Consider the following 266-nt stretch of genomic DNA (forward strand, 5'->3'; position numbering starts at 1 on the left):
GGCGTACACGCCACTTGCATGGAGCTATCCGTTTTCTCCTTCTACTCAGGGAGGTGCAGCTCCGGACACCACGGATCCCCTCACCTATATGCAGGTGCTTGCGACTGCAGAGGACGGCTTTTATCCACTGGGAGCAAGCGGGATCTGGCATGGCGGCATTCACTTCGGTCAGAAGACAGGTGAAGCGCTGAAGCAGGACGAGGGAATACGGGCAATCGCCACGGGAGAGGTCGTCGCTTATCGGCTCGACAAGGAATACCCCACGC

General features: G+C 58.6%; 1 protein-coding gene. It reads left to right on the forward strand.

Going from position 1 to position 266, the window contains the following annotated elements:
- On the forward strand, positions 1-266 hold a 266-nt coding region (locus SB816_RS32205), incomplete at both ends, for a hypothetical protein (protein WP_410548271.1).

The sequence above is a fragment of the Achromobacter sp. SIMBA_011 genome, from assembly GCF_046535435.1.
GTDB lineage: Bacteria > Pseudomonadota > Gammaproteobacteria > Burkholderiales > Burkholderiaceae_B > Achromobacter > Achromobacter dolens.